The organism is Enterobacter sp. TMH.L2 (assembly GCF_050847315.1).
In the GTDB taxonomy this organism is placed as follows: domain Bacteria; phylum Pseudomonadota; class Gammaproteobacteria; order Enterobacterales; family Enterobacteriaceae; genus Cedecea.
Map to the genome: position 1 here is coordinate 4,631,975 of NZ_CP193791.1, position 23,087 is coordinate 4,655,061.

17 protein-coding genes, 1 tRNA gene and 3 rRNA genes are annotated in these 23,087 nt (G+C 52.9%); 7 read left to right on the forward strand and 14 right to left on the reverse strand.

The window, feature by feature from the left end; genetic code table 11:
• Positions 1 to 219: 219 nt before the first annotated feature.
• Positions 220 to 1,128: a 1-acylglycerol-3-phosphate O-acyltransferase, YihG family gene (gene yihG, locus ACREYP_RS22180; RefSeq protein ID WP_166879432.1), complete on the forward strand. Its 909-nt coding sequence runs from the start codon at positions 220 to 222 to the stop codon at positions 1,126 to 1,128.
• A gap of 15 nt (positions 1,129 to 1,143) precedes the next feature.
• Here yihG and dsbA read toward each other — a convergent pair whose 3' ends face one another.
• From dsbA to ACREYP_RS22195, 3 genes are all read right to left on the reverse strand, one after another.
• A complete protein-coding gene (gene dsbA, locus ACREYP_RS22185) occupies positions 1,144 to 1,767 on the reverse strand; it encodes a thiol:disulfide interchange protein DsbA (RefSeq protein ID WP_166995823.1) in 624 nt (207 codons plus the stop codon).
• Between the two features lie 27 nt (positions 1,768 to 1,794).
• A complete protein-coding gene (locus ACREYP_RS22190; RefSeq protein WP_213716165.1) occupies positions 1,795 to 2,781 on the reverse strand; it encodes a serine/threonine protein kinase in 987 nt (328 codons plus the stop codon).
• A gap of 84 nt (positions 2,782 to 2,865) precedes the next feature.
• Positions 2,866 to 3,135, reverse strand: a complete 270-nt coding sequence (locus ACREYP_RS22195) for a YihD family protein (protein ID WP_008457378.1) — start codon at positions 3,133 to 3,135, stop codon at positions 2,866 to 2,868.
• Between the two features lie 130 nt (positions 3,136 to 3,265).
• Between ACREYP_RS22195 and mobA the strand changes: the two genes are divergently transcribed.
• Both mobA and mobB read left to right on the forward strand, forming a co-directional pair.
• Positions 3,266 to 3,793: a molybdenum cofactor guanylyltransferase MobA gene (gene mobA / locus ACREYP_RS22200; RefSeq protein WP_052154794.1), complete on the forward strand. Its 528-nt coding sequence runs from the start codon at positions 3,266 to 3,268 to the stop codon at positions 3,791 to 3,793.
• A complete protein-coding gene (gene mobB / locus ACREYP_RS22205) occupies positions 3,775 to 4,299 on the forward strand; it encodes a molybdopterin-guanine dinucleotide biosynthesis protein MobB (protein ID WP_336709084.1) in 525 nt (174 codons plus the stop codon). The genes mobA and mobB overlap by 19 nt, the downstream gene beginning before the upstream one ends.
• 89 nt (positions 4,300 to 4,388) lie before the next feature.
• Here the strand turns inward: mobB and rrf are convergent.
• The 4 genes from rrf to ACREYP_RS22225 all read right to left on the reverse strand — a co-directional run bounded on the left by rrf (position 4,389) and on the right by ACREYP_RS22225 (position 9,427).
• Positions 4,389 to 4,504 (reverse strand): 5S ribosomal RNA (rrf, locus tag ACREYP_RS22210).
• 94 nt (positions 4,505 to 4,598) lie between these two features.
• Positions 4,599 to 7,505 (reverse strand): 23S ribosomal RNA (locus tag ACREYP_RS22215).
• 221 nt (positions 7,506 to 7,726) lie between these two features.
• Positions 7,727 to 7,802: transfer RNA gene (locus tag ACREYP_RS22220), tRNA-Glu, on the reverse strand.
• 85 nt (positions 7,803 to 7,887) lie between these two features.
• Positions 7,888 to 9,427 (reverse strand): 16S ribosomal RNA (locus tag ACREYP_RS22225).
• Together the 16S, 23S and 5S rRNA genes with 1 tRNA gene alongside form the textbook arrangement of a ribosomal RNA operon.
• 473 nt (positions 9,428 to 9,900) lie before the next feature.
• Here ACREYP_RS22225 and ACREYP_RS22230 point away from each other — a divergent pair.
• Both ACREYP_RS22230 and mdtD read left to right on the forward strand, forming a co-directional pair.
• Positions 9,901 to 10,599: a FadR/GntR family transcriptional regulator gene (locus tag ACREYP_RS22230; RefSeq protein WP_008457780.1), complete on the forward strand. Its 699-nt coding sequence runs from the start codon at positions 9,901 to 9,903 to the stop codon at positions 10,597 to 10,599.
• A gap of 30 nt (positions 10,600 to 10,629) precedes the next feature.
• Positions 10,630 to 12,024, forward strand: coding sequence for a multidrug transporter subunit MdtD (gene mdtD, locus ACREYP_RS22235; RefSeq protein ID WP_008457779.1), 1,395 nt, complete (start codon positions 10,630 to 10,632; stop codon positions 12,022 to 12,024).
• Here mdtD and rbsR read toward each other — a convergent pair.
• The 7 genes from rbsR to kup form a co-directional block, all read right to left on the reverse strand.
• A complete protein-coding gene (rbsR, locus tag ACREYP_RS22240) occupies positions 12,021 to 13,013 on the reverse strand; it encodes a ribose operon transcriptional repressor RbsR (protein ID WP_008457778.1) in 993 nt (330 codons plus the stop codon). The genes mdtD and rbsR overlap by 4 nt on opposite strands.
• A 3-nt stretch (positions 13,014 to 13,016) precedes the next feature.
• Positions 13,017 to 13,946: a ribokinase gene (gene rbsK, locus ACREYP_RS22245; RefSeq protein ID WP_336819314.1), complete on the reverse strand. Its 930-nt coding sequence runs from the start codon at positions 13,944 to 13,946 to the stop codon at positions 13,017 to 13,019.
• A 68-nt stretch (positions 13,947 to 14,014) separates the two neighbouring features.
• Complete coding sequence (rbsB, locus tag ACREYP_RS22250; RefSeq protein WP_008457776.1) at positions 14,015 to 14,902, reverse strand: ribose ABC transporter substrate-binding protein RbsB; 888 nt, start codon at positions 14,900 to 14,902, stop codon at positions 14,015 to 14,017.
• A 27-nt stretch (positions 14,903 to 14,929) separates the two neighbouring features.
• Positions 14,930 to 15,895: a ribose ABC transporter permease gene (rbsC, locus tag ACREYP_RS22255; RefSeq protein ID WP_008457775.1), complete on the reverse strand. Its 966-nt coding sequence runs from the start codon at positions 15,893 to 15,895 to the stop codon at positions 14,930 to 14,932.
• A complete protein-coding gene (gene rbsA, locus ACREYP_RS22260) occupies positions 15,892 to 17,406 on the reverse strand; it encodes a ribose ABC transporter ATP-binding protein RbsA (protein ID WP_166994953.1) in 1,515 nt (504 codons plus the stop codon). Before rbsA ends, rbsC begins: the two co-directional genes overlap by 4 nt.
• A gap of 10 nt (positions 17,407 to 17,416) precedes the next feature.
• Positions 17,417 to 17,836, reverse strand: a complete 420-nt coding sequence (gene rbsD / locus ACREYP_RS22265; RefSeq protein ID WP_008457773.1) for a D-ribose pyranase — start codon at positions 17,834 to 17,836, stop codon at positions 17,417 to 17,419.
• Between the two features lie 214 nt (positions 17,837 to 18,050).
• Positions 18,051 to 19,919, reverse strand: a complete 1,869-nt coding sequence (gene kup, locus ACREYP_RS22270; protein WP_008457772.1) for a low affinity potassium transporter Kup — start codon at positions 19,917 to 19,919, stop codon at positions 18,051 to 18,053.
• Between the two features lie 224 nt (positions 19,920 to 20,143).
• Here kup and ravA point away from each other — a divergent pair, with 224 nt between their 5' ends.
• Both ravA and viaA read left to right on the forward strand, forming a co-directional pair.
• On the forward strand, positions 20,144 to 21,637 hold the full coding sequence (ravA, locus tag ACREYP_RS22275; RefSeq protein WP_008457770.1) for an ATPase RavA: 1,494 nt from the start codon (positions 20,144 to 20,146) through the stop codon (positions 21,635 to 21,637).
• Entirely contained in the window at positions 21,634 to 23,085 is a 1,452-nt protein-coding gene (gene viaA, locus ACREYP_RS22280; protein ID WP_336819315.1) for an ATPase RavA stimulator ViaA, read from the forward strand. The genes ravA and viaA overlap by 4 nt, the downstream gene beginning before the upstream one ends.
• Positions 23,086 to 23,087 lie beyond the last annotated feature (2 nt).

Here is a 23,087-nt window from a genome sequence, read left to right on the forward strand (position 1 = left end):
TGAATGTGAGTTTAGCCTTACTGAATTAACCAACGATCGTTTGATGTGGATATATACTCAGGCGGGTAAGAAAAACGGGCCACTGTTCTCCCCATAAATGCGATCGGTGAAAATCCTGTTCATTTGGCGAGTCGCCATTATCGGTTTTCTGATAAGATCCGCCCCTTATTGCCGCTAATATCAGCATTCCATACACCCTAACCAGCAAAAACATTACCTATGTCGAGATTACTCGCCGCGATCACATTGGTGTTAAGCATTGCACTGACTATTCTGGTCACGGTTGCCTGCTCTGTTCCTATCATTTTAGCCGGGATCGTTAAGCTGATGCTGCCCGTTCCGTCTATCTGGCGCTCGATCTCGGTATTCGCTGATTTCATGATGTACTGCTGGTGCGAAGGGCTCGCATTGCTGCTGCGCCTCAATCCTTATTTGAAATGGGATGTCGAGGGATTAGAAGGCCTGAATAAAAAGAACTGGTATCTGTTAATCAGCAACCATCAGAGCTGGGCAGATATCGTGATCCTTTGCGTGTTATTCCGCAAACATATCCCCATGAACAAGTATTTTCTTAAGCAGCAGCTTGCCTGGGTTCCTTTTATGGGGCTGGCCTGCTGGGCGCTGGATATGCCGTTTATGAAACGTTATTCAAGAGCTTATTTGCTGCGTCATCCTGAACGCAGGGGTAAAGATGTCGAAACGACCCGTCGTTCATGCATGAAGTTTCGTGCTCACCCCACCACTATTGTGAATTTCGTTGAGGGCTCGCGCTTCACTGCTGAGAAAAAGAAGCAGACCCGTTCACCGTTTAACTACCTGTTACCGCCGAAAGCGGCAGGTATAGCGATGGCGATGAATGTGCTGGGCAAACAGTTTGATAAGATGCTGAACGTTACGCTGTGTTACCCGGACAATAGTCTTCTGCCGTTCTACGATATGCTTTCAGGCAAAATGACAAAAATCGTTGTGCGGGTTTCTTTGGTGCCGATTACCGAAGAGCTTCACGGAGATTATGTTAACGATAAAAGCTTTAAGCGCCGTTTTCAGCTCTGGCTGAATATGCTGTGGAGCGAGAAAGATAAGCAGCTGGAAACACTACTCTCTGGGGATAAAAAAGCCGGTCAATGACCGGCTTTTTTAATCTTATTTCTTTTCAACCAGGTATTTCACGGTGTCAGCATACTGCTGCACGAAGATATCCATGCTGCTGGTGTCCATGCCCTGCATATTCAGCTGATATTTGCCGTTAACGTACATAGCCGGGACGCCCTGCAGCTGGAGATCGGCTGCCGCTTTTTCTTGCTGAGCAACCAGAGATTTCACCACAAAGCTGTTCCAGGCCGCATCGTACTCTTCCGGTTTCACGCCCGCATCGATGAACACTTTGCGGATGTCGGCATCATTCTGCACGGTTTGAGTTTTCTGAACGGCTTCAAACATTGGGGAGGTGATTTTATCTTCTACGCCCAGCGCCATAGCAACAGCCCAGGCCTGAGTCAGATCTTTACCTAATGGGCCAAGGAACTCAACGTGATACTTGGTCATTTTGGTGCCTTCAGGCAGTTTTTTCTTCACGTTATCAGACACATGAAGAACCTGTTCAAACTGGTAGCAGTGTGGGCAGTAGAATGAGAAAAATTCTAATACCTGTGGTTCACCAGCCACCGGTTTATCCAGGGTGATGTACTGCTTACCGTCGGTAAACTGTGCCGCAGAGGCGCTAAATGCCAGGATCATGCCTGCCAGCGCCAGCCAAATCTTCTTCATAATCAACTCTCTCCTGAATTTTACTGATTAATACATTGGCGTTAATTGTAATGGAGGTTCTCGTAGAACCCGGACCTGCTCTGTAAAGCTTACAGTCTGTCTTCTCCAGAAATCTTCTTCACTAAACCACGGGAAATTTCGGGGGAATGCGGGGTCATCCCAGCGTCGCATTAGCCACGCGAGATAATAGACGATGCGCATAGCGCGCAACGGTTCAATCAGGGTTAGCTCGCTGGTATCAAATGACGAAAACTCTTCGTAAGCTTCAATAATGGTTTCTAACTGCATCCGCTGTTCGGCTTTATCTCCATTAAGCAGCATCCAGATATCCTGCACCGCTGGGCCATTACGAGCATCATCAAGGTCAACAAACAGCGGTCCGTCGCGCCAGAGTATATTGCCAGGATGGCAATCGCCGTGCAGGCGCAGTGGTTCAAAATCAGTGTGCCAGGTGCGTTTAACTTCCTCTATCAACGCATCCGTTGCAGTCAGAAAATCTTTCTTAAGAGCGCGGGGAATGAGCTCGCTATTTTCAAATAGCTCGCGCGGCTGGAAGAGATATTCATCCAGACCAAAGGTTGGACGATGCTGAAAGAGCTGCTGACGACCCGTTTGATGAATGCGGCCAAGATAGCGACCCACCCATTCCATCTGGTCGATATTATCAGTTTCATATTGCCGCCCTCCCAGGCTTGGGAACACGGCAAACATAAAGCCCTGATGCTGCAGTAGAGTGTTTCCAGCAAAACAAAGAGGTGCAGCCATAGGCACTTCATCGGCCAGCAGTTCCAGCGCAAAGTGATGTTCTTCTTCAATTTGCGCCGCGGACCAGCGATGTGGACGATAAAACTTGACCACAAAACGCTGGCGTTCTTCATCCTGGAATTGATAAACGCGGTTTTCAAAACTGTTTAACGGCGTCAGTCCCGAATCCACCCGAATGCCTTGTTCAAAAAGAGCATCGAGGATTGTATCCGGATGTAGAGTCTGGAAATTAAATGCGCTGTCTGTCATCCCGGCAACCGGAAGTAAATACGAATGCTTCAGGATAACATTTCAAAACCGCTTAAGTGTTTCGACTTACAAGCTTTTACTCTTTTATTCCTTAATGACACCGCGAGCGCGCAGCAGTGCCGTTTTGAAGTCTTCTTCATAATCTTTTTTAAGGCCAGGGATCGCATCATCTTTTGCAGAATCACGCATTTTCAGGTGATAGATCAGTACATCGTCAGTGAGCTCAGCCAGTTCACCGCGATAGCCTGACTCAGCGGCCAATTTCTGCAAGAATTGTATCAGGTTCAGATCTGGCTCTTTTTGCCATGCAGGCTGAAGCAGCTCAAGAAGTTCGTTAAGGCGCTTACATTTCATGTTGGTGTTCCTTATCACATGTGAAAGACAACACGTTAGCAGGCTCAAACCCACATTAAAAGAGGCGATATTCGTGCAGCGATTAACAGAAGTCACCGGCGTTGTGCTAGCCGGTGGCAGGGGAAGCAGAATGGGCGGCAATGATAAGGGATTAGCCCTGCTTAACGGCCAGCCACTTTTCCAGCACGTCCTCAATGTATTAAAACCACAGGTAGGCGATGTTGTCATCAGTGCCAACAGAAACCTTGAGATCTATCAGCAAAGCGGGATTTCGGTTATTCAGGACTCAATGAGTGGTTACCAGGGACCATTGGCCGGTATGTTAGCCGTGATGGAACAAACTGAAAGTGAGTGGCTGCTATTCTGCCCTTGCGATACACCCAATATTCCTGTCGATGTGGCACGCAGGCTTTGGCAAGCGCGTGGGAGCGCGTTGGCAATATGGGCAAATGATGGGCTACGGGATCACCCTGGCGTAGCTTTGCTTCATCATTCGCTTTGTTTGCCATTGAGAGAATATCTGCTCGCTGGCGAAAGGCGAGTGATGCATTTCTTACTGAGCGCAGGAGGACATTCAGTCTCTTTTGATGGCCAGGCTGCTTGTTTTACCAATATAAATACTCTCGATGAGCTTTCACAATGGCAGAAAAAAGGATAACGCCGCCTTTACTGGCTATTTCAGCCTGGAGCGGAACAGGAAAAACCACATTACTGAAGCAGCTGATCCCACTGCTATTGGATAAAGGCATCAGGCCCGGACTCATTAAGCACACGCATCATGATATGGATGTGGACAAACCCGGGAAGGATAGCTATGAACTCCGTAAAGCTGGCGCCGCGCAGACCATTGTCGCCAGCCAGAAGCGCTGGGCACTAATGACTGAAACCCCCGAAGAGCCTAATCTGGATTTACATTATCTCGCCTCAAGAATGGATAACCGCAAACTGGATTTAATTCTGGTCGAAGGTTTCAAACACGAAGCCGTGGCTAAGATCCTTTTATTCAGGCAGGAAACTGGCCATAAAGCTGAAGCATTAGAGATCGATCGGCATGTCATTGCTATAGCCAGCGATGTGCCGCTCACCGCTTCTGTCCCTGTATTGGATCTTAATAATGCAGAGGAGATCGCTGATTTTATCTATGAATGGGTAGAACTGCAGTAATACGGAGAAAATATGCGGCTTATGGTCTGTTTTAATCTTTAAAAAGCAAAAAACCCCGGCCTTTCGGTCGGGGTTAATGCTGATTTGATGCCTGGCAGTTCCCTACTCTCGCATGGGGAGACCCCACACTACCATCGGCGCTACGGCGTTTCACTTCTGAGTTCGGCATGGGGTCAGGTGGGACCACCGCGCTACGGCCGCCAGGCAAATTCTGTTACTCACCGTCATTCTTATGACCATGAGCTTTAATCCTGAACTAAGCTGAAAATCTTTCGTCTCTAAAACACCTTCGGTGTTGTAAGGTTAAGCCTCACGGATCATTAGTACTGGTTAGCTCAACGTATCGCTACGCTTACACACCCAGCCTATCAACGTCGTAGTCTTCAACGTTCCTTCAGGACCCTTAAAGGGTCAGGGAGAACTCATCTCGGGGCAAGTTTCGCGCTTAGATGCTTTCAGCGCTTATCTTTTCCGCATTTAGCTACCGGGCAATGCCATTGGCATGACAACCCGAACACCAGTGATGCGTCCACTCCGGTCCTCTCGTACTAGGAGCAGCCCCCCTCAATTCTCCAGCGCCCACGGCAGATAGGGACCGAACTGTCTCACGACGTTCTAAACCCAGCTCGCGTACCACTTTAAATGGCGAACAGCCATACCCTTGGGACCTACTTCAGCCCCAGGATGTGATGAGCCGACATCGAGGTGCCAAACACCGCCGTCGATATGAACTCTTGGGCGGTATCAGCCTGTTATCCCCGGAGTACCTTTTATCCGTTGAGCGATGGCCCTTCCATTCAGAACCACCGGATCACTAAGACCTGCTTTCGCACCTGCTCGAGCCGTCACTCTCGCAGTCAAGCTAGCTTATGCCTTTGCACTAACCTCACGATGTCCGACCGTGATTAGCTAACCTTCGTGCTCCTCCGTTACGCTTTAGGAGGAGACCGCCCCAGTCAAACTACCCACCAGACACTGTCCGCAACCCGGATCACGGGTCTACGTTAGAACATCAAACATTAAAGGGTGGTATTTCAAGGTTGGCTCCACGCAGACTGGCGTCCACGCTTCAAAGCCTCCCACCTATCCTACACATCAAGGCTCAATGTTCAGTGTCAAGCTATAGTAAAGGTTCACGGGGTCTTTCCGTCTTGCCGCGGGTACACTGCATCTTCACAGCGATTTCAATTTCACTGAGTCTCGGGTGGAGACAGCCTGGCCATCATTACGCCATTCGTGCAGGTCGGAACTTACCCGACAAGGAATTTCGCTACCTTAGGACCGTTATAGTTACGGCCGCCGTTTACCGGGGCTTCGATCAAGAGCTTCTCCTTGCGGATAACCCCATCAATTAACCTTCCGGCACCGGGCAGGCGTCACACCGTATACGTCCACTTTCGTGTTTGCACAGTGCTGTGTTTTTAATAAACAGTTGCAGCCAGCTGGTATCTTCGACTGCCTTCAGCTCCACCCGCGAGGGGCTTCACCTGATGACAGCGTGCCTTCTCCCGAAGTTACGGCACCATTTTGCCTAGTTCCTTCACCCGAGTTCTCTCAAGCGCCTTGGTATTCTCTACCTGACCACCTGTGTCGGTTTGGGGTACGATTCAATGTTACCTGATGCTTAGAGGCTTTTCCTGGAAGCAGGGCATTTGTTACTTCAGCACCGTAGTGCCTCGTCATCACACCTCAGCGTTTGATAAGCGTCCGGATTTACCTAAACGCTCCGCCTACATGCTTAAACCGGGACAACCGTCGCCCGGCTAACATAGCCTTCTCCGTCCCCCCTTCGCAGTAACACCGAGTACAGGAATATTAACCTGTTTCCCATCGACTACGCCTTTCGGCCTCGCCTTAGGGGTCGACTCACCCTGCCCCGATTAACGTTGGACAGGAACCCTTGGTCTTCCGGCGAGCGGGCTTTTCACCCGCTTTATCGTTACTTATGTCAGCATTCGCACTTCTGATACCTCCAGCAAACCTCACAGTTCACCTTCAACGGCTTACAGAACGCTCCCCTACCCAACAACACATAGTGTCGCTGCCGCAGCTTCGGTGCATGGTTTAGCCCCGTTACATCTTCCGCGCAGGCCGACTCGACCAGTGAGCTATTACGCTTTCTTTAAATGATGGCTGCTTCTAAGCCAACATCCTGGCTGTCTGTGCCTTCCCACATCGTTTCCCACTTAACCATGACTTTGGGACCTTAGCTGGCGGTCTGGGTTGTTTCCCTCTTCACGACGGACGTTAGCACCCGCCGTGTGTCTCCCGTGATAACATTCTTCGGTATTCGTAGTTTGCATCGGGTTGGTAAGCCGGGATGGCCCCCTAGCCGAAACAGTGCTCTACCCCCGAAGATGAGTTCACGAGGCGCTACCTAAATAGCTTTCGGGGAGAACCAGCTATCTCCCGGTTTGATTGGCCTTTCACCCCCAGCCACAAGTCATCCGCTAATTTTTCAACATTAGTCGGTTCGGTCCTCCAGTTAGTGTTACCCAACCTTCAACCTGCCCATGGCTAGATCACCGGGTTTCGGGTCTATACCCTGCAACTTAACGCCCAGTTAAGACTCGGTTTCCCTGCGGCTCCCCTATACGGTTAACCTTGCTACAGAATATAAGTCGCTGACCCATTATACAAAAGGTACGCAGTCACCCCATAAAGAGGCTCCCACTGCTTGTACGTACACGGTTTCAGGTTCTTTTTCACTCCCCTCGCCGGGGTTCTTTTCGCCTTTCCCTCACGGTACTGGTTCACTATCGGTCAGTCAGGAGTATTTAGCCTTGGAGGATGGTCCCCCCATATTCAGACAGGATACCACGTGTCCCGCCCTACTCTTCGAACTCACAGTATGTGCATTTTAGTGTACGGGAGTATCACCCTGTACCCTGCGACTTTCCAGACGCTTCCACTAACACACAAACTGATTCAGGTTCTGGGCTGCTCCCCGTTCGCTCGCCGCTACTGGGGGAATCTCGGTTGATTTCTTTTCCTCGGGGTACTTAGATGTTTCAGTTCCCCCGGTTCGCTTCATTACGCTATGTATTCACGTAATGATAGTGTGACGGATCACACTGGGTTTCCCCATTCGGAAATCGCCGGCTATAACGGTTCATATCACCTTACCGACGCTTATCGCAGATTAGCACGTCCTTCATCGCCTCTGACTGCCAGGGCATCCACCGTGTACGCTTAGTCGCTTAACCTCACAACCCGAAGGTGTCTCGTAAGACACAATCGCTGTTGTGAAAATTTGAGAGACTCGAACATGTCTTAACCTCATTCTTTATTACGGAAGAATAAGACGACATGTCGTTTCAATTTTCAGCTTGTTCCGGATTGTTAAAGAGCAAATATCTCAAACATGACTCTTTCAAGTCAGCTTTGAGATAGTTCGGCACGCAACTTTCACTTACATACCAGCAAGTGGCGTCCCCTAGGGGATTCGAACCCCTGTTACCGCCGTGAAAGGGCGGTGTCCTGGGCCTCTAGACGAAGGGGACACTGAAGTCTCAATCGCAAGACGCCTTGCTTCTCTACATCTATCAGACAATCTGTGTGAGCACTACGCGGGTTGTATCTATTAGGTAAGGAGGTGATCCAACCGCAGGTTCCCCTACGGTTACCTTGTTACGACTTCACCCCAGTCATGAATCACAAAGTGGTAAGCGCCCTCCCGAAGGTTAAGCTACCTACTTCTTTTGCAACCCACTCCCATGGTGTGACGGGCGGTGTGTACAAGGCCCGGGAACGTATTCACCGTAGCATTCTGATCTACGATTACTAGCGATTCCGACTTCATGGAGTCGAGTTGCAGACTCCAATCCGGACTACGACGCACTTTATGAGGTCCGCTTGCTCTCGCGAGGTCGCTTCTCTTTGTATGCGCCATTGTAGCACGTGTGTAGCCCTACTCGTAAGGGCCATGATGACTTGACGTCATCCCCACCTTCCTCCAGTTTATCACTGGCAGTCTCCTTTGAGTTCCCGGCCGAACCGCTGGCAACAAAGGATAAGGGTTGCGCTCGTTGCGGGACTTAACCCAACATTTCACAACACGAGCTGACGACAGCCATGCAGCACCTGTCTCAGAGTTCCCGAAGGCACCAATCCATCTCTGGAAAGTTCTCTGGATGTCAAGAGTAGGTAAGGTTCTTCGCGTTGCATCGAATTAAACCACATGCTCCACCGCTTGTGCGGGCCCCCGTCAATTCATTTGAGTTTTAACCTTGCGGCCGTACTCCCCAGGCGGTCGACTTAACGCGTTAGCTCCGGAAGCCACGCCTCAAGGGCACAACCTCCAAGTCGACATCGTTTACGGCGTGGACTACCAGGGTATCTAATCCTGTTTGCTCCCCACGCTTTCGCACCTGAGCGTCAGTCTTTGTCCAGGGGGCCGCCTTCGCCACCGGTATTCCTCCAGATCTCTACGCATTTCACCGCTACACCTGGAATTCTACCCCCCTCTACAAGACTCAAGCTTGCCAGTTTCGAATGCAGTTCCCAGGTTGAGCCCGGGGATTTCACATCCGACTTAACAAACCGCCTGCGTGCGCTTTACGCCCAGTAATTCCGATTAACGCTTGCACCCTCCGTATTACCGCGGCTGCTGGCACGGAGTTAGCCGGTGCTTCTTCTGCGAGTAACGTCAATCACCAAGGTTATTAACCTTAATGCCTTCCTCCTCGCTGAAAGTACTTTACAACCCGAAGGCCTTCTTCATACACGCGGCATGGCTGCATCAGGCTTGCGCCCATTGTGCAATATTCCCCACTGCTGCCTCCCGTAGGAGTCTGGACCGTGTCTCAGTTCCAGTGTGGCTGGTCATCCTCTCAGACCAGCTAGGGATCGTCGCCTAGGTGAGCCATTACCCCACCTACTAGCTAATCCCATCTGGGTTCATCTGATGGCAAGAGGCCCGAAGGTCCCCCTCTTTGGTCTTGCGACGTTATGCGGTATTAGCTACCGTTTCCAGTAGTTATCCCCCTCCATCAGGCAGATCCCCAGACATTACTCACCCGTCCGCCGCTCGTCACCCAGGAGCAAGCTCCCTGTGCTACCGCTCGACTTGCATGTGTTAGGCCTGCCGCCAGCGTTCAATCTGAGCCATGATCAAACTCTTCAATTTAAAAGTGTTTGATGCTCAAAGAATTAAAACTGTTTATAAAATCAGTAGTCACTCTTCAAGACTTGATATTTGTTTGCATCCGAAGATGCTGAGATATCAATCCTGCGAGTGCCCACACAGATTGTCTGATAAATTGTTAAAGAGCAGTGAGTTAGGCGCTTTCGCTTGCTAACTCGAGGTGGCGTATATTACGCTTTCCTCTTTCAGAGTCAAGCGTTTATTTTCGCTTTCGTCTGACTGACTACCGGGTTGTGAAACCGCTTTCGAAGCCGCTTCGCCGTGTCAGTGGAGGCGCATTATAGGGAGTTCTCAGAGCCTGACAACCCCTAATTTGAAAAAACTTTCTGACCGCATTCTTTTTCACCAATGGCGCGCAGAAAGCCAGCAAATCCGGGATATTTGCTGCATAAATCACCGCAAAATCACCGCCGGTGGCATACTAGGGTAAGAAATACAGCTAAAGGAATTGCGTCATGTCTTTATCCACTCAACAACTCGCCGCCCAAAAAAACCTTTCTTATGTGCTGGCAGAGAAAATTGCCCAGCGAATTCTCAAGGGTGAATATGCGGCAGGCAGCATTCTTCCGGGCGAGATGGAACTGGGTGATCTCTTTGGCGTCAGCCGGACTGCCGTTCGTGAAGCCGTCAAGACGCTAGCCGCTAAAGGCATGCTGTTGCCTCGCCCAAGGATTGGCACTCGCGTCATGCCCCGCAGCCACTGGAACTTCCTTGATAAAGAACTGATAGCCTGGTGGATGACCAAAGATAACTTCAGCCATGTAGTAGAAGAGTTTTTGATTATGCGTAATAGCCTGGAGCCACAGGCCTGCGCATTAGCCGCTATTAATAGTAATGAGCAGCAGCGAACCAGGCTTACTCAACTGATGGCGCAAATGACAGAACTGCAGACGGCCTTTGACCGTCAGCGGTGGATTGAAGTGGATATGGCCTACCACGAACTCATCTATGAAATGAGTGGTAACCCTTTCATGACATCTTTCGCGAACTTATTCAGATCGATTTATTACAATTACTTCACCGCGATTACCGATAACGAAGTCATTAAGCTCGATTTGCATCAGGCGATTGTGGATGCCATTGCTAAGGGAGAGGGACAGGCCGCTTTTAACGCCTGCCTGGCGCTATTAAAGGAACCCGTCACTCATCGGTAGTCTAAAGCGCACATAACCTTCAGGATAATAATGACGAAAACAGCACGCAGCATGGCCGGCCTGCCTTGGATAGCCGCAATGGCTTTCTTTATGCAGGCTTTGGATGCCACCATCCTTAACACCGCGCTACCGGCAATAGCCCATAGCCTGAATCGCTCCCCGCTGGCCATGCAGGCTGCCATTATTAGCTACACCTTAACCGTCGCCATGCTTATCCCGGTAAGCGGTTGGTTAGCGGACCGCTTCGGCACACGCCGCGTATTTATGCTGGCCGTTAGCCTGTTCACTCTCGGCTCTTTTGCCTGCGCCATGTCTGGGTCTTTAACCGAGCTGGTCATCTTTCGCGTGATTCAGGGAATTGGCGGCGCGATGATGATGCCGGTTGCCCGTCTGGCATTACTTCGGGCTTACCCACGCAGCGAGCTGTTGCCTGTACTTAACTTTGTCACCATGCCCGGTCTGGTCGGCCCCATTATCGGCCCACTGCTCGGCGGCGTTCTGGTCACCTGGGCAAGCTGGCACTGGATATTTTTAATCAATATTCCGATTGGCATTCTGGGCCTGCTGTATGCCCGCAAGTACATGCCCAACTTCACCACGCCGAAGCGCGGGTTTGATATGAGCGGCTTCTTGCTATTTGGCGCGGGCCTGGTGCTGATATCCAGCGGGGTTGAGCTGTTTGGCGAGCGGATTGTCGCCAGCTATATAGGCATGTTAGTGATTCTGGGCGGGATTTTACTGCTGCTGACTTATGTCTGGCATGCCCGCCGCGTTCCAACGCCGCTTATTCCCCTGCCTCTCTTTAAGACGCGTACCTTCTCCGTTGGCATAGTCGGCAATATAGCCTCACGCCTCGGCACCGGTTGCGTACCTTTTTTAATGCCGCTTATGCTGCAGGTGGGGTTTGGCTATTCAGCATTATTGGCTGGCTGCATGATGGCACCTACGGCGGTCGGTTCGCTACTGGCTAAATCGACCGTCACGCAGGTGCTGCGCTGGCTGGGCTATCGTAAAACGCTGGTCGGGATCACTTTGGTCATCGGCCTGCTGATTGCCCAGTTCTCGCTGCAGTCACCGGGCATGGAAGTCTGGCTGCTGATCCTGCCCCTCTTTATATTAGGGATGGCAATGTCGACGCAGTTTACGGCCATGAACACCATCACCCTTGCGGACCTGACGGATGAAAACGCCAGCAGCGGCAACAGCGTGCTGGCCGTAACTCAGCAGCTTTCAATTAGCCTTGGGGTTGCCGTTAGTGCCGCGGTGCTTAGAGCATGGGAAGGCATAGACAGCGTCAATACCATCGAGCAATTCCACTACACCCTGTTGACGATGGGCGCGATAACGCTGGTCTCATCGGCGGTATTTTTGCTACTGCGCTCCAAAGACGGGCGCAACTTAATAAAAGAACGTCACAAACCTTAAACGGAGCTTCGCTCCACCAGCTCTGGCGTCAGCAGTAGCCGTTGCTGCGCCAGGTCTGGTTGCCCCATTCGGTGGATCAGCACATCCACGGCCAATTCGCCGAGCTCATCTTTGGGCTGGTGAATCGTCGTCAGCGGCGGCGTCATGTAGCGTGCAAGCTCAATATCATCGTAGCCAATCACCGCCATATCCTGCGGAATGCTAAGACCAGCCTGATATAAAGCATGGTAGGCCCCAACGGCCATAGCGTCATTCCCCATGAATACAGCGTCCGGCCTGTCCGCCAGGGTAAGCAGTTCGCTCATGGCGCTAAACCCGCCCTGAAACTCGAAGTCGCCAATAATTTCATAGCCCGGATGAATAGCCAGTCCGGCCTGAGCCATAGCTTTGCGGTAGCCTTCAAGGCGCAGTCTGGCAGGCGTTTTGTCCTGCGGCCCGGCGATGCAGGCAATACGGGTATAGCCATTGTCGATCAGGTGCTGTGTCGCCATTTCTCCGCCGAGCAGCGAGTTATCCTGAATCACATCGCTCTGCCCCTCAAACGGAGCCCAGTCCATCATTACTGTCGGGATAGTCGGGTAGCGGTTGATGATTTCAGGCGAAGGCTGATGCGTTTCGGTGCACAACAACAGTAATCCATCGACGCGCTTTTGCAGCAGCGTTTCCAGATTTCGGTTCATGCGGTGCTCATCGCCTTCGGTGTTACACAGTACAAGGCTGTAGCCGCGCTCAAAGCAGCTGCGCTCCACGCCTCGAACCAGCTCGGAATAGAAGGGGTTGCTACTCGCGGTGATCAGCATACCGATGGTATGCGTTTGATTCAGCTTGAGGCTGCGAGCCAACGCAGAAGGCGCATAGTTCAGCGTTTTTACCGCGGCCTCAACCTTCTGACGAATGGCATCGCTAACAAAGCGATCGTTATTAATGACGTGGGAAACGGTAGAAGTAGAAACGCCCGCCAGGCGGGCGACGTCTTTCATGGTAGCCATGACTTACCTCTGCTGCTGCAGGAACTCATCTATTTCCTTGCGCCACGGCACGGAAGGCTGAGCGCCTTTTCGCGTCACGGCAATTGCGGCGGCAGCGTGAGCAAATCGCACGGCATCTTCCATCGGCTTATCTTCCAGCAATGCAGTCACCAGCGCACCGTTAAAAGTGTCGCCAGCGGCAATAGTATCGACAGCTTTTACCTTAAAGCCCGGCACTCGTTTGCCGTGACCTTTTTCGCTTAGCCATACACCACGGCTGCCGAGCGTGATAATCACCGTTTCGATTCCCTTACCGTGCAGCACTTCAGCAGCTTTGGCAGCATCTGCATCATTCTCAACCCGCACGCCAGTCAACTTTTCTGCTTCCGTTTCGTTCGGAGTGATCATATCTAACATAGACAGAAGCTCATCAGAGAGTTCACAGGCCGGGGCCGGATTCAGAATCACTTTGGTCTGGTGCTGATGGGCAATTTTCGCTGCAGCCAGAACGCTCTCAAGCGGGGATTCCAGCTGCATTAATAACGCCGAAGCATCAGCAATTTTCTGCTGTTGCGCTGCCACCAGTTCGGGAGTCAAAGCGGCATTCGCGCCGGCGTGAATGCCGATCACGTTTTCACCTGCGCCGTTGACAAAAATCAGTGCCACGCCGGTCGCTTCATCTTTAATGGTACTGATTGGCGAAGTATCAATATTATCACTGGCAAGCTGCTTACAAACGCGGCCACCGGTATCGTCATCGCCCACACAGGCAATAAACGCAATGTCTGCTCCACTGCGCCCTGCCGCAACGGCCTGGTTCGCACCTTTACCGCCGAACGCCACCTGATACCCCTGCCCGGTGACGGTTTCACCCGGCGTTGGGAAATGTTCGAGGTTGAGGATATGGTCAGCATTGATGCTGCCAAGAACGACGAGTTTGCCTGTGCTTTTCATATCTTAATATCCAGTTTGAGTGCGCCGCTCATGCCTGAGCGGCGCGTTGCCCTGCTTTTCTTTAATTCTTATTTGGTGATCAGTTTCAAATCAACCGGGATTTTCGCATCCACTTTCTCGCCTTTCAGCACTTTATCAGCGGTTTCCACACCAATAACGCCGATCTGGTCAGCCATCTGAGCCACTGTCGCGCCCAGTTTGCCGCCTTCAACCGCTTTCACGCCGTCAGCCGTACCATCGAAACCGACGACCAGCACATCAGATTTACCCGCGGTTTGCAGCGCACGCAGGGCACCCAGTGCCATTTCGTCGTTCTGAGCAAAAACAGCCTGAACGTTAGGGTGTGCAGTCAGCAGGTTCTGCATAACGTTCAGACCTTTAGTACGATCGAAGTCAGCTGGCTGGCTGGCCAGCACGTCAAATTTATGTGCCGCAACAGCCTGTTTGAAACCTTCACCACGTTCACGGGCTGCGGAAGCACCAGCAATACCCTGCAGTTCAATGACTTTCGCGCCGTCGCCCAGTTTCTTAGCGATGTAATCACCGGCCATTTTGCCGCCAGCAACGTTATCAGAAGCAATGTGGCTCACCACGGTCCCCTGGTTTGCCATACGGTCGAGAGTGATCACCGGGATTTTAGCCTGGTTTGCCATCTTAACGGCATTGCCCACCGCGTCGGAATCCGTTGGGTTAATCAGCATTAATTTGGTGCCGCGAACCGTTAAGTCCTGCACGTTGGCCAGCTCTTTTGCCGGGTTGTTTTGTGAATCCAGCACCACCAGGTTGTAGCCCAGTTTGTCAGCTTCTTTCTGCGCGCCATCTTTCAGCGACACGAAGAACGGGTTATTCAGGGTAGACACTACCAGCGCGATGGTGTCTTTTGCCATGGCGTTTGCGCTTACGGTGGCGCTCAGGGCGACAGCGGAAACCAGGGTAGCCAGTTTTTTCATGTTCATAGTCAGATGTCCTGTAGGGTTATGGTTTTACTGCTTTTTATTGTCCACCAGCACCGCCAGCAAAATTACCACCGCTTTGACGATCATCTGGTAATAAGAAGAAACACCTAATAAATTCAGACCGTTGTTCAGGAAGCCGAGGATCAATGCCCCGATCAGCGTGCCGACAATCCGGCCTTTGCCGCCCGCCAGGCTGGTACCGCCCAGCACAACCGCCGCGATAGCATCCAGTTCATATCCCGCACCCGCCGTTGGCTGCGCAGAGGAAAGACGTGCTACTTCGATGATCCCGGCCAGCGACGCCAGCAGACCACACAGAGAGTAGACGATGATTTTCACTTTGTTGACGCTAATGCCTGACAGGCGCGTTGCCGCTTCGTTGCCGCCGAGCGCATAGATGTAACGCCCCAGGCGAGTATGGTGCAACATGTACCACGCGGCCAGGAAGACAATCGCCATGATCCAGACCGGCGTTGGGATCCCCAGCGGGCGGCCAATACCGAACCAGCCAAACAGATCAGCATTGTCCGAGAAGCCGGTATTCATCGGGCTGCCGTTGGTGTAAACCAGCGTCACCCCGCGCAGCAGCAGCATCATCACCAGGGTGGCAATAAAGGCCTGAACCCGCCCTTTCGCTACAATCACACCCGTTACGGCACCAATGGCAGCCCCAAGAGCCAGCGCAGCGGCAACGGCCACCAGCGCATTGACCTCAAAGCCCACAATCGAGGCCGCCACCGCCCCGGTCAACGCCAGAAGAGAACCGACGGACAGGTCGATCCCGGAGGTCAGAATGACCAGCGTCATCCCCACCGCCATAATGGCGTTCACCGACGTTTGCTGCAGGATGTTGAACAGGTTATTCACGGTAAAGAAGTTCGGGCTCAGGGCCGAGACAATCGCAATCAGCACCAGCAGAGCGATCAGCGATTTTTGCTCCATCAGCCACGCTTTGGTGAACCAGCGACGGGTGGACACGGTCTGGGTACTCATTTATCTAACTCCTGATTCACTCGATTAAGCTTACCAACGGCCGCGGCCATCAGCGCCTCCTGGGTGGCTTCTTCACGGGAGAACTCCCCGCTCAGTCGCCCTTCGTGAATAACCATAATGCGGTCGCTCATGCCCAGCACTTCCGGCATCTCGGACGACACAAGGATGATGCTCAACCCTTCGGCTTTAAACTGGTTAATTAACTGATAAATTTCTTTTTTCGCCCCAACGTCGACGCCACGAGTTGGCTCGTCGAGGATCAGCACTTTCGGACGGGTCATCAGGCCACGCGCGATGGCAACTTTCTGTTGGTTACCGCCGGACAGCAGGCCAATTGGCTGTTCCATGGAAGGCGTTTTAACGTTGAACAGGCGAATAAAATCCTGCACCGCCTGCTGCTCATCTTTATGTTTCAGGCTGCCAGCCCCGCGACTGAAATAACGCAGCGCGGTCAACGACATGTTCTCCTTCACCGACATCCCCAGAACCAGCCCATCACGCTTGCGGTCTTCAGAGATATAAACGATGCCATTAGCCAACCCATCCTGCGGAGAACGAGTCACTACTTCACGGCCATCCAGCGCCACATAGCCACCGCTTCTCGGCAGCGCGCCATAAAGCACTTTCATCAATTCGGTACGCCCGGCACCCATCAGCCCGGCAACGCCGAGGATTTCGCCTTTACGCAGCGTGAAAGAAACCGCCTTCACGCCGGGGCCAGATACGTTATCGACCCGCAGGCGAATATCGCCGGGCTGTTTGTCCAGATGCGGATACTGATCTTCCAGCTTGCGGCCAACCATCATTTCGATCAGGGTATCTTCGGTAAGCGTGGAGACTTCGCGCTCGGCAATAAACTGCCCATCACGCAGCACTGTCACGTCGTCGCACACCTCAAAAATCTCTTTCATGCGGTGGGAGATATAAACGATGCCGCAGCCCTGAGCCTTCAGCTCACGGATAACGCGGAACAGCGACTCGGTTTCCGTGTCGGTCAGCGCATCGGTCGGTTCATCCATGATGATGACTTTGGACTCAAAGCTCAGCACCTTGGCAATCTCAACCATTTGCTGATCGCCAATCGACAGCTCGCCCACCAGACGCTCGCTGGTGTAGCGTAAATTCAGCTTCGCCAGCAGCTTGTCGGCTTCACGGTACATCTTCTTCCAGTCAATGTTGCCAAAATGCCCGACAAACTCGCGGCCAAGGAAGATGTTCTCCGCAATGCTGAGCTGCGGGATCAGGTTGAGTTCCTGGTGGATAATCCCGATACCGGCTTCCTGAGACGCTTTTGGCCCGCTAAAGGCAGTTTCTTTTCCCAGCCACAGCAGCGAACCGGCATCTTTGGTGTAGATCCCGGTCAGGACTTTCATCATCGTGGATTTGCCGGCGCCGTTCTCACCCACCAGCGCCATTGCGCGGCCCGGGTAAACGTTCAACGCCGCGCCAGACAGGGCTTTCACCCCTGGGAACGATTTATCGATCCCTTTAAGTTGCAGTAAGGGTTCCATGCTGACCTCCTCAGAAGGTTACGCCGGCACAGAGAATGATATTCGCATACGGGGAACACTCCCCGCTGCGAATAACCGCATGTGCATCCGCGGTGTGCTGCTTGAACTGCTCATGGCTGATGTAACGAATAGTTATGGTGTTTCCCTGGTGTTTTTGCAGTTGCTCAATATGGCTGAGCAACGTTTCGTGAAGCGCGGGATTATATTGTTTGATTTCAGAAGCAATGATTGCCGCCTCAACCTGCATTTCCTGCGTTACCACATCCACGACCTGCATAAAGCCCGGAACGCCGTGAGTTAATGCCAAATCAATGCGCTGGGTATGGCGCGGAATTGGCAGCCCGGCATCGGCAATCACCAGTGAATCGGTGTGCCCCAGACGGGAGATAACGGCCGAAATATCAGCGTTAAGAACGGTACCTTTCTTCATTTTCCTGCTCCACTAGCGAAACGTTTCGCTGATAATGAGTGTAGGAAAAGAGGTGGCGGTTAAACAACCACCAGGTTAAAGAAGTGTGATCAACATCGAAACGTTTCGCTAATAAATGCAAAACGGTACCTGAGTACCGTTTTTTAGTCTTTGCGCCCTCTCCTTGTGGGAGAGGGTCGGGGTGAGGGCATCAGGCCAGTAAAGACTGGCTGACTTAAATCTCGACCTGGGTGCCCAGCTCGATAACCCTGTTCGGCGGGATCTCAAACTGGTCAGGCGCGCGCAGGGCATTTCGCTGCAGGGCGAGGAACAGCTTGCCGCGCAGGCGGAGATACCACGGACGTTTGCCGATAATCAGCGACTCATGCGACATGAAGAACGAGGTTTCCATCATCCGACAGCTTAGGCCTTCCAAACCACAGCGGTGGAAAATCTCTTCCACGTTCGGCGTTTCACGCCAGCCGTAGCTGGCCACCACGCGCCAGAAGGTGGGTGACAGCTGCTCAATAGAAACGCGTTTAACGTTGTGAACGTATGGGGCATCTTCGGTGCGCAGCGTCAGCAGTACGACTCGCTCATGCAGCACTTTGTTGTGCTTCAGGTTGTGCAGCATGGCAAACGGGATCACGTTCAACGCGCGGGACATATAAACCGCGGTGCCCGGCACGCGAACCGGCGGAGACTTCTCAAGGGACGCAATCATCGCTTCCAGCGAGTTACCGTGCTCGTGCATACGGCGCAGCAGGCGGAAACGCTCGCTCTTCCACGTCGTCATGATGGTAAACATGACAAGCCCCAGCGTGAGCGGCAGCCAGCCGCCAGAGACGATTTTCTCGAGGTTAGCAGAGAACAGCGGCACGTCGATAAACAGGAAGCCTACGCACATCAGGAGCACGGCAATTTTATTCCAGTGCCAGTTTTTGCGCGCGACGGTGCAGCAGAGAATCGAGGTCAGCACCATCGTGCCGGTTACTGCGATCCCGTATGCCGCCGCCAGGTTACTTGAATGTTCGAAGCTAACGATGACGATCACCACGGCGATATACAGAATCCAGTTAATCGCCGGAATGTAAATCTGCCCGGACTCCATTTCTGAGGTATGGATGATGCGCATTGGCGAGAGATAACCCAGGCGAACCGCCTGACGAGTCAGCGAGAATACGCCGGAAATCACGGCCTGAGAGGCGATAACCGTTGCCAGCGTCGCCAGAACCAGGAGCGGGATCAGCGCCCAGTCAGGAGCCAGCAGGAAGAACGGGTTTTTAATCGCTTCCGGGTTCTTTAATAGCAGCGCGCCCTGGCCAAAATAGTTCAGAACTAATGAAGGCAGAACCGCGATAAACCATGCGATGCGAATCGGGAGCTTACCAAAGTGCCCCATATCGGCATATAGCGCTTCAACCCCGGTTATAGCCAGCACAACAGCGCCGAGAGCAACGAACGACACGGCTTTGTACTGCACGAAGAAATTCACCGCCCAGGCCGGGTTAAGCGCCTGCAGAACTTCCGGGTTGCCGATGATACTGCGCGCGCCCAGAACAGCGAGCGTCAGGAACCACAGCAGCATCACCGGAGCAAACAGCTTGCCCACCATCCCGGTGCCGTGCTTCTGAATCATAAACAGCAGCGTCAGAACAATAATAGAAAGGGGAACAATGTACTGATCGAGCTGCGGCGCGGCTATCTCAAGACCCTCTATGGCCGACATCACCGATATCGCCGGTGTGATAACCACCTCGCCGTAGAAGAAGCTGCCGCCAATCAACCCCATGATCACCAGTACAGAGGTCATTCGCGCCGTCGTATTACGCCCGGCAAGCGACATTAGCGTTAAGATCCCGCCTTCCCCGGCGTTATCCGCCCGCATCACGAAGGTGAGATATTTGATGGAGACGACCAGTACCAACAGCCAAAAAATTAACGACAAAAAGCCAAACACGGCGTCGCGTTCAACGCCAAACCCAAACTGCCCGGACAGGCATTCACGAAGGGTATAAAGCGGGCTGGTACCTATATCACCGTACACAACCCCGATAGCAGCCAGCGTAACGGCCGGCAACGATTGTTTATTATCAGCGCTCATAGACTAATCTTTTGTTGGAATCCCGAAAACGTGTGCTTAGTCCCTTGGCCCACAAAACGGCGCACAGTATGCACGATAATTGTGTAAATCGTACTCCTAAATGCATTTGACTTATCTCAGCTCAAACGTTGCATGCGGCATAATCAGCACATTAACTGGCTAAAAATAAACGCTATACTCGCGTTTCTCCACAGGGTTAACCGCGTAAGGATGCAAAGCTAATTATGGCTCAATCACATTTGCTGGCTGAAAGAATTTCTCGTCTCAGCCAGGCGCTGGAAAAGGGACTTTTTGAACGTCAGCACGCCGTTCGTCTCTGTTTGCTGGCGGCGCTGAGCGGCGAAAGCGTCTTTTTACTTGGTCCGCCAGGCATTGCAAAAAGCCTGATCGCCCGCCGCCTGAAATTCGCCTTTCGCGAAGCGCGCGCCTTTGAATATCTAATGACTCGCTTCTCAACGCCAGAAGAAGTTTTTGGCCCGCTTTCTATTCAGGCGCTGAAAGATGAAGGCCGCTATGAGCGCCTGACCGCCGGCTACCTGCCGGAAGCCGAAATCGTGTTTCTGGATGAGATCTGGAAAGCCGGCCCGGCAATTCTAAACACCCTGCTGACCGCCATTAATGAACGCCGCTTCCGCAATGGCGCCAGCGAAGACAAAATCCCCATGCGCCTGCTGGTGGCCGCCTCCAACGAATTGCCCGAAGCGGACAGTAGCCTGGAAGCGCTGTATGACCGGATGCTAATCCGCCTGTGGCTCGACAAAGTACAGGACAAAGCGAATTTCCGCTCAATGCTCATCAGCCAGCACGACGAAAACTTTAATCCGGTCACCGAAAACCTGCAGGTTACCGATGAAGAATATTTCACCTGGCAGCAGCAAATTGGCGGCGTCGCGCTGCCGGACGACGTTTTTGAACTGATCTTCACCCTGAGGCAGCTGCTTGAGGCCACGCCGGGGGCACCTTATGTATCCGATCGCCGCTGGAAAAAAGCCATTCGTCTGCTGCAGGCCAGCGCCTTCTTTAACGGCCGCGATGCCGTGGCGCCTATCGATCTTATCCTGCTCAAAGACTGTCTGTGGCACGACACGGCAACCATGAATTTGATGCAGCAGCAGATTGAAGTATTGATGACCGGCCACGCGTGGCAGCAGCAGGCCATTCTGAGCAAGCTCAGCGGTATCGTCCAGCGCCGCCTCCAGCTTCAGCAGCAAAGCAGCGATCGGGACGCTTTCACCGTGCTCAAGCAGACCGGTATGTTCAGCCGCAAGCCGCAATACCAGCTCCCGGATGAGATAACCGGCGAAACGCTAACGCTTTTACTGCAAAAGCCGCTGAAACTGCACGATATCGAAGTGATTCATATCACCCTGGCGCGTGAGGCGCTGGCGCAGTGGCTTAATAAAGGAGGCGAGATCCGCGGCAAGTTGAACGGCATTGGTTTTGCGCAGTTGCTTAACCTTGAAGTGGACAACAGCCTGCACCTGACCATTCGCGATGTTAGCCTTCAGGCCACACGGCTGGCGCTGCCGGGCCACCAGCAACAGGGCGTACCGGATGAGATCAAAAAGCAGTTTGACGATCTCGACGCCGCGTTACACCAGCAGCACGAGCGCTTTAACGATCAGCAAAAATGCCTGTTTATTGAAAGCGACTGGCTGGGAAAAATTGAAGCCAGCCTGCAGGACGTTGCGGCACAGCTGAAACAGGCCCGGCAATGATAAGCGTTGAAACGCTGGATATGATCCTGACTATTGGTGAAGGCGAACTGATAGAAGAGATCATTATTACCCTGCTGGCTGCCCCGCAGCTGGCGGTGTTTTTCGAAAAATTCCCGCGTTTGAAAAAAGCAGTTAGTGAAGACTTACCTCGCTGGCGAGACCAGCTCAAAGGCCGACTGAAGGACGGACACGTCCCGGATGAGCTGGCGCAGGAAGTCCTTTGCTACCAGCAGAGTCAGTTACTCACCACCGGGCAGCTCATCATGCGGCTGCCGGAAATTATTCAGCTGCTGCATAAGCTCGGCTCGCCGTTCTATGAACAGGCCAAAACGCTGGTGGCTGATAACCCGCACTTCACCCCGGCGCAGCATACGCTGTTTCTGCAGCGCTGGCGGTTGAGCCTGGTTGTACAGGCCACGTCGCTTAACCAGCAGCTGTTAGAAGACGAGCGCGACAAGCTGCTGGCGGAGATTCAGGAGCGGCTGGCACTTAGCGGGCAACTGGACCCCGCACTTGCCGAAAACGATAAAGCAGCGGGCAAGCTGTGGGACATGAGCGGCGGCACGCTCAAGCGCGGGGACTATCAGCTGATTGTGCAATACGGCGAGTTTCTCACCGGCCAGCCCGAGCTGATGCAGCTTGCCGAACAGCTGGGCCGCTCCCGCGAGGCAAAATCGGTCCCGCGGAAAGATTCCCCCACGGAGCCCTGGCGTATGCTGGTTCGGGAACCTGCCACCGTGCCCGAACAGGTTGACGGCCTACAGCGCAGCGACGATATCCTGCGCCTGCTGCCGCCCGAACTGGCAACCCTGGGGATTACCGAACTGGAATTTGAGTTCTACCGCCGCCTGGTGGAGAAGCAACTGCTCACTTACCGTCTGCACGGTGACGCATGGCGTGAAAAAATCATCGAACGCCCGGTCGTCCATCAGGATTTTGACGAACAACCTCGCGGGCCATTTATTGTCTGCGTGGACACTTCCGGCTCCATGGGCGGGTTCAACGAGCAATGCGCAAAGGCTTTTTGCCTGGCGCTGATGCGCATTGCCCTCGCCGACAACCGGCGCTGCTTTATTATGCTGTTTTCCAGCGAAGTGGTGCGCTATGAGGTCAGCGGGCGGGACGGCATCGATCAGGCGATCCGTTTTTTAAGCCAGCACTTCAGCGGCGGGACGGATCTTGCCAGCTGTTTCCGCTCGATCCTGGAAAAAATGCAAACCGGAGACTGGCACGATGCCGATGCGGTGGTGATCTCAGATTTTATCGCCCAGCGGCTACCGGACGATGTCGTCAGCAGCGTGAAGGCGCTGCAGCGGCAGTATCAGAACCGCTTTCACGCGGTCGCCATGTCGGGGCATGGAAAACCCGGCATCATGCGCATCTTTGACCATATCTGGCGCTTTGACACCGGGATGAGAAGCCGCCTGCTGCGTCGCTGGCGGCGCTAAGA

Excerpts from the sequence above, each read along its gene's own strand:
- rbsK (WP_336819314.1), bottom strand. The coding sequence starts at position 13,946 with ATGAAAAGCACAGGCAAACTCGTCGTTCTTGGCAGCATCAATGCTGAC.
- rbsD (WP_008457773.1), bottom strand. The coding sequence starts at position 17,836 with ATGAAGAAAGGTACCGTTCTTAACGCTGATATTTCGGCCGTTATCTCC.
- rbsR (WP_008457778.1), bottom strand. The coding sequence starts at position 13,013 with ATGGCTACCATGAAAGACGTCGCCCGCCTGGCGGGCGTTTCTACTTCT.
- ACREYP_RS22195 (WP_008457378.1), bottom strand. The coding sequence starts at position 3,135 with ATGAAATGTAAGCGCCTTAACGAACTTCTTGAGCTGCTTCAGCCTGCA.
- viaA (WP_336819315.1), top strand. The coding sequence starts at position 21,634 with ATGATAAGCGTTGAAACGCTGGATATGATCCTGACTATTGGTGAAGGC.
- rbsA (WP_166994953.1), bottom strand. The coding sequence starts at position 17,406 with ATGGAACCCTTACTGCAACTTAAAGGGATCGATAAATCGTTCCCAGGG.
- ACREYP_RS22190 (WP_213716165.1), bottom strand. The coding sequence starts at position 2,781 with ATGACAGACAGCGCATTTAATTTCCAGACTCTACATCCGGATACAATC.
- yihG (WP_166879432.1), top strand. The coding sequence starts at position 220 with ATGTCGAGATTACTCGCCGCGATCACATTGGTGTTAAGCATTGCACTG.
- kup (WP_008457772.1), bottom strand. The coding sequence starts at position 19,919 with ATGAGCGCTGATAATAAACAATCGTTGCCGGCCGTTACGCTGGCTGCT.
- ravA (WP_008457770.1), top strand. The coding sequence starts at position 20,144 with ATGGCTCAATCACATTTGCTGGCTGAAAGAATTTCTCGTCTCAGCCAG.
- ACREYP_RS22230 (WP_008457780.1), top strand. The coding sequence starts at position 9,901 with ATGTCTTTATCCACTCAACAACTCGCCGCCCAAAAAAACCTTTCTTAT.
- dsbA (WP_166995823.1), bottom strand. The coding sequence starts at position 1,767 with ATGAAGAAGATTTGGCTGGCGCTGGCAGGCATGATCCTGGCATTTAGC.
- rbsC (WP_008457775.1), bottom strand. The coding sequence starts at position 15,895 with ATGAGTACCCAGACCGTGTCCACCCGTCGCTGGTTCACCAAAGCGTGG.
- mobB (WP_336709084.1), top strand. The coding sequence starts at position 3,775 with ATGGCAGAAAAAAGGATAACGCCGCCTTTACTGGCTATTTCAGCCTGG.
- mdtD (WP_008457779.1), top strand. The coding sequence starts at position 10,630 with ATGACGAAAACAGCACGCAGCATGGCCGGCCTGCCTTGGATAGCCGCA.
- rbsB (WP_008457776.1), bottom strand. The coding sequence starts at position 14,902 with ATGAACATGAAAAAACTGGCTACCCTGGTTTCCGCTGTCGCCCTGAGC.
- mobA (WP_052154794.1), top strand. The coding sequence starts at position 3,266 with ATGGGCGGCAATGATAAGGGATTAGCCCTGCTTAACGGCCAGCCACTT.